At 50.5% G+C, this 8,325-nt stretch carries 6 protein-coding genes; all 6 read left to right on the forward strand.

Translation table 11 applies throughout. From position 1 onward, the window contains the following. The first annotated feature begins 164 nt into the window (after positions 1-164). Entirely contained in the window at positions 165-1,139 is a 975-nt protein-coding gene (locus tag ACT3RU_RS15675) for a calcium/sodium antiporter (protein WP_087107318.1), read from the forward strand. A 203-nt stretch (positions 1,140-1,342) separates the two neighbouring features. Further along, positions 1,343-2,758 carry a cytochrome ubiquinol oxidase subunit I gene (locus ACT3RU_RS15680; protein ID WP_192528290.1) on the forward strand — a complete coding sequence of 472 codons (1,416 nt, stop codon included), beginning with the start codon at positions 1,343-1,345 and terminating at the stop codon, positions 2,756-2,758. A gap of 2 nt (positions 2,759-2,760) precedes the next feature. Then, positions 2,761-3,762: a cytochrome d ubiquinol oxidase subunit II gene (gene cydB / locus ACT3RU_RS15685; protein ID WP_192528289.1), complete on the forward strand. Its 1,002-nt coding sequence runs from the start codon at positions 2,761-2,763 to the stop codon at positions 3,760-3,762. Positions 3,763-3,777: 15 nt separating this feature from the next. Continuing rightward, positions 3,778-5,442, forward strand: coding sequence for a thiol reductant ABC exporter subunit CydD (gene cydD, locus ACT3RU_RS15690; RefSeq protein WP_192528288.1), 1,665 nt, complete (start codon positions 3,778-3,780; stop codon positions 5,440-5,442). Next, positions 5,432-7,159, forward strand: a complete 1,728-nt coding sequence (cydC, locus tag ACT3RU_RS15695; RefSeq protein ID WP_192528287.1) for a thiol reductant ABC exporter subunit CydC — start codon at positions 5,432-5,434, stop codon at positions 7,157-7,159. The genes cydD and cydC overlap by 11 nt, the downstream gene beginning before the upstream one ends. A 29-nt stretch (positions 7,160-7,188) precedes the next feature. After that, entirely contained in the window at positions 7,189-8,187 is a 999-nt protein-coding gene (locus tag ACT3RU_RS15700; protein ID WP_192528286.1) for an adenosine deaminase, read from the forward strand. The last annotated feature ends 138 nt before the right edge of the window (positions 8,188-8,325 follow it).

The raw sequence follows: 8,325 nt of genomic DNA on the forward strand, positions 1-8,325 counted from the left end.
GACACTCTCACTGCGAATGCGATGTAAACCGAATGAACACCAGGCCTTTTTTATATCAAACCCAAATAGATCCATGCTGGCATAACCCGATGCTTGACCTGACTGGAGGGTTAGTCAAGGATGCAGCCGCGATAGTGCCTAATATTCTGCCATAAGGAAATAAAATGTTGCTTCCACTTGTAGCTGTAGCGATGGGACTGGTGTTGCTCATCTGGAGTGCTGAGAAATTTATTGATGGCGCAGCTGCAACGTCACGTTGGCTCGGTCTTTCGCCTTTATTGATTGGTATGTTGGTCATTGGGTTCGGTACCTCAGCCCCTGAGATGATGGTGTCAGTATTGGCAGCCTTGCAGGGGAATCCCGGGCTTGCAGTAGGGAATGCCTATGGTTCCAATATTGCCAATATTGGCTTGGTATTGGGTTTTGTTGCACTCATTGCACCGTTAGCTGTGCACTCCAGCGTTATCCGCAAAGAGATGCCGATTTTAATACTGGTCACACTGATCACTGGGATTATGCTCTGGGATGGTTGGGTGTCTCGCTGGGAAGCGGCTCTTTTATTGGTGGCCCTCGTCATATTTATCGGCGTAAGCATCTTTCGTTCAAAAAAGCAAAAGGACGACGCGCTGGTTGAGGAAGTCGCTGAGACGCTGGACAGTAACCCCATGTCGCGAGGTAAAGCGATTATGTGGACGTTGGTTGGTTTGGTGTTTTTGGTTGCAAGCTCGCGTATGTTGGTTTGGGGAGCGGTAGAAATTGCGCAACGTTTTGGCGTGAGTGACTTGATTATCGGGCTAACCGTCGTAGCCGTTGGTACCTCACTGCCCGAGCTTGCTTCTTCGATTAGTGCGCTGCGCCGTAAAGAGCACGATATGGTGCTGGGTAACGTTGTTGGTTCTAACTTGTTTAATAGCCTTGCTGTAGTGGGGCTTGCGGGGGTTATTGCACCTATTGATGCTGGGCGGGAAGTGCTGGTGCGTGATTGGAGTATTATGACCTGCATGACCCTGCTAATGGTTCTTTTCGCATTTTCCTGGAAAGGACGTCCGCGTCGAATTAATCGCCTCGAAGGCGCTGTGCTTTTTACTCTTTTTATTGCATATACCGGATATATGATAAGCGTTGTCGTATTATCTTAATGAATAATTGGCATTATTTGATGTGCGTCAATGCGACACGCTTTGCGAAAGATAGACCGGTGTATAGTGAGATGTAAGCCAGTAAGATGGCAATATAAATAAAAAAAACAGGCTAGATGCTTATAATTAAAGGCTGAATCTTTAAGTTTCAGCTAAGCTTGCGTTAACAAAACTGGGGTATTAATTCAGGTTAGGAGCGTGCAATGGAACTCGATCCCTTAATGCTGTCGCGAATACAATTCGCGTTTGTTATCTGTTTTCACACTATCTTTCCGGTTTTCACCATTGGGTTAGCCTCTTATATTGCGCTTTTACAAGCACTTTTTTTTAAGACGCAAAATCCTGCATGGGACCGTTTAGCACTGTTCTGGACAAAAGTATTTGCCGTGGTTTTTGGCATGGGGGTGGTGTCGGGAATCGTGATGTCGTTTCAGTTCGGTACGAACTGGAGTAATTTCTCTCTGGCGACCTCCAATTTTATAGGTCCCTTGCTCAGTTATGAAGTCGTGACAGCCTTCTTCCTTGAGGCTGCCTTCCTTGGCATATTGCTGTTTGGCCGTGGAAAAGTGCCACAGGGTATCCATTTGATGGCGGCTGCCTTGGTGGCGCTGGGCACCTTTATTTCAGCGTTCTGGATCCTGGCGGCAAACAGTTGGATGCATACACCGGCAGGCGTTGAGTTGATCGATAATCGTTTTCATGTGATTTCCTGGTTTGATGCGATTTTCAATCCTTCCTTCCCTCATCGCTTTGCACACATGGCTGTAGCTTCCTTTATCACCGGCGGGTTTGTCGTGGCAGGCGTTAGCGCCTGGTTTTTGTTGCGTGGAAGAGACCCAGAGGCTAACCGTCGTGCGCTTTCCATGTGCTTGTGGTTGCTGCTTTTCCTGACGCCTCTTCAGGCGTATGTGGGCGACTCCCACGGGTTGAATACGCTCAAATATCAGCCAACGAAGGTCGCAGCAATGGAGGGGAACTGGGAAACATCTACCAGCGTGCCATTGCTCTTGTTTGCGCTGCCGGACCAAGAGGCGCAGAGAAATCTTTATGAGATTGGCATTCCTAACGTGGCCAGTATCATACTTACCCATTCGATGCATGGTGAAGTTCCAGGGCTTACTGCCGTGCCACCTGAAGACCAGCCTCCTGTTGCCATCGTATTTTGGGCATTTCGGGTAATGGTTGGCATTGCCTTAATAATGATTGCTGTTTCCTTTGTAGGCTTATTCTTGCGGCGCAACCAACGTATTTATGAGAGCCAGCTGTTTTTGAAAACATTGGTCGGCATGATTTCTTTACCCTTCATTGCGGTTCTGGCTGGCTGGATCGTGACCGAAGTAGGTCGGTCCCCTTGGCTGGTATACAACATCATGTCTCATGCAGAGGGTGTGACACCTTCGCTAACAGGTTGGATGGCGCTGTTTACGCTTATTGGGTATGTGCTGGTATATGCGGTGGTTTTTTATGCTGGTATTTACTATCTAACCCGGGTAGTTCGCAACGGCATGTTGCCTGAGCAAGAACAGGCGCACGTTAATGGAGATGCTAACCGTCCCAAGCGGCCACTCTCTGCCGCCCATACCCCTTTTGATGATGACATTGACCCGGCGAGGAGCTAACCATGGAAATGTTTGATCTGTCGATTATTTGGGCTGGCATTATCGGGTTCGGCGTCATCATGTATGTATTGATGGATGGCTTTGATCTTGGTTTGGGGATTCTATTTCCCTTTGCGCCTGATGAAGAGGCTCGTGATGTCATGATGAACTCTGTGGCACCGGTCTGGGACGGTAACGAAACTTGGCTGGTCCTGGGAGGGGCTGGCTTGTTAGCGGCTTTTCCCTTGGTTTACTCGATTTTCTTACCGGCACTCTATATCGGTGTTTTCTTGATGCTGGCGGGGCTGATTTTTCGCGGCATTTCGTTCGAATTCCGCTTCAAGTCGCACCGTAATCGCCGGTGGTGGAATCGGTCCTTTGCCTGGGGCTCTGCGATTGCTGCATTTGCTCAAGGCGTTGTGGTCGGTGCGTATATTCAGGGCTTTCAAACCGAAGACTTTGTTTATACCGGGGGTGCCTTTGATTGGTTAACGCCGTTTACGGTGGTAACAGGTTTGGGGCTTATGGCAGGTTATGCGCTTTTAGGTTCAACTTGGCTGATTTTAAAATCTGAAGGGTACGTACAGGATTGGGCGTATAAAATCACGCCTATACTGCTGGCCATGGTGCTATTGGTTTTTGCTATTGTTAGTATCTGGACGCCTTTCGTGAATCCGTTTGTTTGGGATCGCTGGTTTGGTCATCTGCACTTGATCTGGATTTTTCCAGTGCTAGCGCTCTTCTTCGCCTTTCTTGTATACCGCTCGGTAAAGCAGCGCCGTGAGAGCTATCCCTTCCTTGCGACTATCGGTATTTATGTATTTACCTATCTGGGCTTGATCGTGAGCCAATGGCCGATGATTGTGCCGCCTAACTACACCTTGTGGGATGCGGCGTCAGCACCTGAGTCACAGCTTTTCTTGTTGATTGGTGTGCTGTTTGTTATCCCCTTTATCCTGATGTATACCGCGTGGACGTATTGGGTATTTCGCGGCAAGGTGCGCGTAGGTGAAGGTTATCATTAAGCCAGAGGCAATCAGATGACGGAGCAGTCGTTAACCGCGCGCTCCTGGTTAAAAATGCTGGCAACTTTAGAGCGGCGAAGATTAAATCTCGCCGCTTTTCTTGGCATTTTAGCTGGGGTTCAAACGGTTATTATTGTAGTGGGATTGGCTTGGATAGTGGAACAATTGGTTGTTCATCAGCAAGCGCCTTATCCGCTTTTAAACGTATTAATAGGGCTGGCGCTGTGCGTGCTTGGACGAGGGCTATGTCTTTGGGGGCAAGAGGTAATAAGCCTGGAGGCTAGCCTGCGCATTCGTCAGTACGCTCGACGTCAACTGCTGGATAAATGCTGGACATTGGGTCCTGTGTGGTTGGCTTATCATCAAAGCGGCGCCTTGGCGACGCAGGCGGTAGAAAATATAGAGGCACTGGATGGCTATTTTTCTCGCTTCTATACGCAGCTAAGAATTACATCGCTCTTACCGCTACTGATTCTATTGGTGGTGCTACGACTGGATTATGTCGTCGCTCTCTTCTTGTTGCTTTCTGCGCCAATCATCCCGCTATTCATGGCACTAGTAGGTATGGGAGCTGAGCGTATAAATCGGGATCAGTTTGCAGCGGTTGCACGGCTCTCCGCCCACTTTCTTGATCGTGTTCGTGGAATGTCGACGCTTCAGCTATTTGGCCGCACGGCGAGTGCTCATCAGGAAGTGTGGTGGGCAACAGATGATTACCGTCGTTTAAGCATGCGAACGCTGCGCTTGGCTTTTTTATCTTCTGCAGTGCTCGAGTTTTTCGCTTCGGTAGCCATTGCCGTAGTGGCGATATACGTAGGGTTTGGCTTACTGGGATATATTGAATACGGGCCTGCACCCTCTTTAACGCTCTTTACGGGCTTAGCCGTATTGCTGCTCGCTCCTGAGTTTTTCCAGCCGTTACGCACCTTGTCACAGCACTACCATGATCGTGCTACTGCTTTAGGTGCCGCAGAAAGCCTGGTAACGGTGCTGAATGAGTCGAGCATACAGCGAAGTACGTTTGATGAGCCTGCAACTGATAACGACATTGCAGTGCTGCAAAATGTCAGCGTTGACTACCCGATCCGCGGTCGGGTGTTAGGGCCAATGGATCTGACGATCAAAAAAGGCAGTGTCATTGCGATTAGTGGTCCATCCGGGAGCGGGAAGTCGACACTGTTGGCGTTATTGGCCGGTTTTTTGACGCCATCAAGCGGCACGCTTCAGTTAGCTCAGCCGCGTTACGCGTGGCTGGACCAGCAGCCGGGCCTGTTACATGGCACTTTGGCGGATAACTTGCGGCTGGCAAACCCTGATGCCGATACTCCCGCAATGCTTTCAGCGCTTCACCAAGCTGGTCTGGAGGAGCTTCTAAACCAATTGCCTGATGGTTTGGATACCATGATAGGAGAGCGCGGAGTAGGGTTGTCGGGTGGTCAGGCCCAGCGGCTGGCGTTGGCACGTATTTATCTAAGTGATGCTGATTTAATCCTGCTCGATGAGCCCACCGCAAGCCAGGATGCTGAAACCGAAGCGTTCGTTATTAGTGCATTGTTAGCATGGGCTGCACAGGGGCGTACGATGATTCTGGCAACGCATCACCCGGCTGCGATCAGGGCGGCTCAGCTCCACTTTTATATGCAGGACGGCCGTTTAAAGGAGGTGCGTGATGGAACCTAATGCGTCCTCACAAAAAAGTGAGCTGTCCCAAGCGCACCAGGCATTGTCACCCTGGGTGGCGTTAATGATGAAGCGTCGAAGGCGGCTCGCGATCGGCGCGCTCCTTATTTGCTTAACGCTTACTGCTGGGCTTTCACTGCTGGGCCTTTCTGGATGGTTTATTACCGCATGTGCATTAGCGGGTATCGCTTTTTTGCTTGGCTTACCTGTTCAGTTGGATGTGTATGTGCCAGGCGGAGGAATACGCTTCTTTGCGCTATTACGTACCGTCGCCCGCTATATAGAACGTCTCTATAATCACGATACAGTGCTTCGCCTTCTGGCAGATTTACGCTACCGCGTGTTTGGTCAGCTTATGCGATTGGATGAGGCGGCGTTGCGGCGCGAGCGTGTCAGTGACTGGCTGGGGCGTTTAACCGCTGATATAGATGCTCTCGACAATCTTTATCTTCGTTTGCTGATGCCACCACTGGTTAGCTTGGTAGTTATTGTGGGTTTAACCCTCTTTATTGCTATTTGGTTGCCTGCTTTAGCGCTGTGGGTCGGCGTGGTTCTGCTGGTTCTGTGGGCGAGTGTTACCTATGGCATGGCGCGCTTGGGGTATGCACACAGTCATCGCCAAGTGGCTGACCAGGAAGGGTTACGGCGTTTAGTCGTTGATCAGTTGCAGGCCTCAGCTGAGTTAATTGCCTATCGCAGCGCTGCGTGGCACCGTCAGCATGTGGAGGCGCACGAAGAGGCAGCGCTTGATAATCAACGGCGCCTTGGCCGAAGCGTTGCTATGGGTAATAGCCTCATTAGCGTTATTACCGGGTTGTTGCTGTTAAGCGTTGTATGGCTGGGTGGCGTGCTGGTGGCGAGTGGGGTAATAACCGGGCCTATTCTGGTGATGTTGCTGTTGGTGGTTCTAGGTGTGAATGAGGTTTTTGTACCGCTTCCGGGTGCTTTCGCTCGCTTGGGGGGCAGTGCTGCTGCAGCAGAGCGTTTAAATGCACTTGGGCCCGAGTGCCAGCAGAGTCAACACCAGTCATTTTCCGGCCAACAGCTTGACCTTGAGTTGCAGAAAGTCAGGCATTGTTATCCTTCTAGCCTGATGCCAGCGCTTGATAGTGTTTCATTTCATTTGGCAGCGGGGGAGTGGGCTATCATTACCGGGCGCTCAGGTGCGGGTAAAAGTACCCTGGCGGCGCTTTTGACGGGACGGCTTGCTCCTTCTAAAGGTGTGGTTAATGTAGGAGGCTGCGTGCCTACTGCTGTGCCAGAGCAGGAGCGTTCGCAGCGCATTGCTTTGTTAACCCAGCAGGTAGACCTTTTCGATGCTTCTTTGGAAGAGAATCTACGCCTGGGGAATCCTGATGCTGATGATGAAGCGCTTTGGGACGTGCTGAAAGCAGTAGCGCTCGATGGTTGGGCTCAATCTCTTCCGGGCCAGTTGCAAACACCCGTAGGTGAGCGAGGGCAGCAATTGTCTGGTGGGCAGGCGCGGCGTGTGGCGCTGGCTCGGCTGTTGCTCATGAACCCTTCGGTGGTTATTTTAGACGAGCCTTTTGCGGCGATTGATCATGATACAGCCGTAATAGTAGCCAACACGCTTTCTCGCTGGTTAGTCGGGCGCACCACCATCTTCTTTGTTCATCATGAAGTGGGTAGCTTGCTAACGCGACAGATAACCCATCACTGGCACTTAAGTGCCGGGAAGCTCAGCCCAGGTAAGTAATCGCTTGAGTTGGGCGTTAAGGAAAAATGATGCAGGATTTTTTACGTAACCTTCCTAAGGTTGAGCTTCACTTGCATATTGAAGGTTCGCTGGAGCCAGAGCTTATGTTTGCTCTGGCAGAGCGAAACGGTATCGAATTACCTTATTCCTCTGTCGAGGAGGCCAAGGCAGCCTATCGGTTTAAAGATCTACAAGGTTTCTTGAATCTCTATTTCCAGGGCATGAGCGTTCTTCGTCATGAGCAGGATTTTTATGACTTGGCGATGGATTATTTCAAGCGTGCTAGTAGTGAGGGTGTCGTTCATATCGATATACATTTTGATCCTCAGGCACATCTACAGCGCGGCGTTTCTCTGGACGTGGTCATGTCCGGGTTACTGCGTGCCAAGCAAGAGGCCGAGCAGTCTCTGGATTTAAGTGTCGGAATGATCATGGCCTTTTTGCGTGACCGGCCTGCCGAGGAGGCACTTCAAGTGCTGGAGCAGGCAGCGCCTTACTGGAGTGAGCTTGACGCAATTGGTTTGGATAGTGCTGAGCGCGACCATCCACCCTCAAAATTCGTTGCCGTTTTTAAGCGCGCCCAAGAGTTGGGCTTGGCTCGGGTGGCTCATGCAGGAGAGGAGGGGCCGGCCTCCTATGTCATTGAGGCATTGGATTTGCTTGATGTGTGCCGCATTGATCATGGTATCCGCTGTCTAGAGAGTGACGAGGCGGTGGAGCGTCTATATCAAAAGCAAACCGTGCTGACCGTATGCCCCTTATCCAACGTAAGCTTAAATGTGGTTGATAGCTTAACCCATCATCCTCTGCCAGCCCTTCTTGATAAAGGGCTTAATGTGACGATTAGCTCGGATGATCCGGCTTACTTTGGTGGTGGTCTATTGGCTAATCACATCGCTTGTGCTCAATCATTCGGTTGGGATGAAGAGGCTTTCCTGATTCTTAACCGTAATGCGATAAAAGAAGCCTTTACAACCGAACCCAGGCGCCAAGAACTGCTGGCCCGCCTTGATGTGGTCAAATATTAGGCTGGCTAGTGTATAAGGCCTATTTACTTGGCTTCTTGTATGAATGCGCTAGTGCTTAAAGTAATTGCAAAAAGTTGTTGACCCATCAGGAAAAGTGGGTAGAATACGCCCCACATCGAACGGGCAGCGCCCTTCGGT

This window comes from Halomonas sp. TP35, from assembly GCF_052375975.1.
In the GTDB taxonomy this organism is placed as follows: domain Bacteria; phylum Pseudomonadota; class Gammaproteobacteria; order Pseudomonadales; family Halomonadaceae; genus Vreelandella; species Vreelandella citrativorans.

Bases quoted from the DNA above. Each gene is read 5' to 3' on its own strand.
- cydB (WP_192528289.1), top strand. From the start codon at position 2,761: ATGGAAATGTTTGATCTGTCGATTATTTGGGCTGGCATTATCGGGTTC.
- cydD (WP_192528288.1), top strand. From the start codon at position 3,778: ATGACGGAGCAGTCGTTAACCGCGCGCTCCTGGTTAAAAATGCTGGCA.
- ACT3RU_RS15700 (WP_192528286.1), top strand. From the start codon at position 7,189: ATGCAGGATTTTTTACGTAACCTTCCTAAGGTTGAGCTTCACTTGCAT.
- ACT3RU_RS15680 (WP_192528290.1), top strand. From the start codon at position 1,343: ATGGAACTCGATCCCTTAATGCTGTCGCGAATACAATTCGCGTTTGTT.
- ACT3RU_RS15675 (WP_087107318.1), top strand. From the start codon at position 165: ATGTTGCTTCCACTTGTAGCTGTAGCGATGGGACTGGTGTTGCTCATC.
- cydC (WP_192528287.1), top strand. From the start codon at position 5,432: ATGGAACCTAATGCGTCCTCACAAAAAAGTGAGCTGTCCCAAGCGCAC.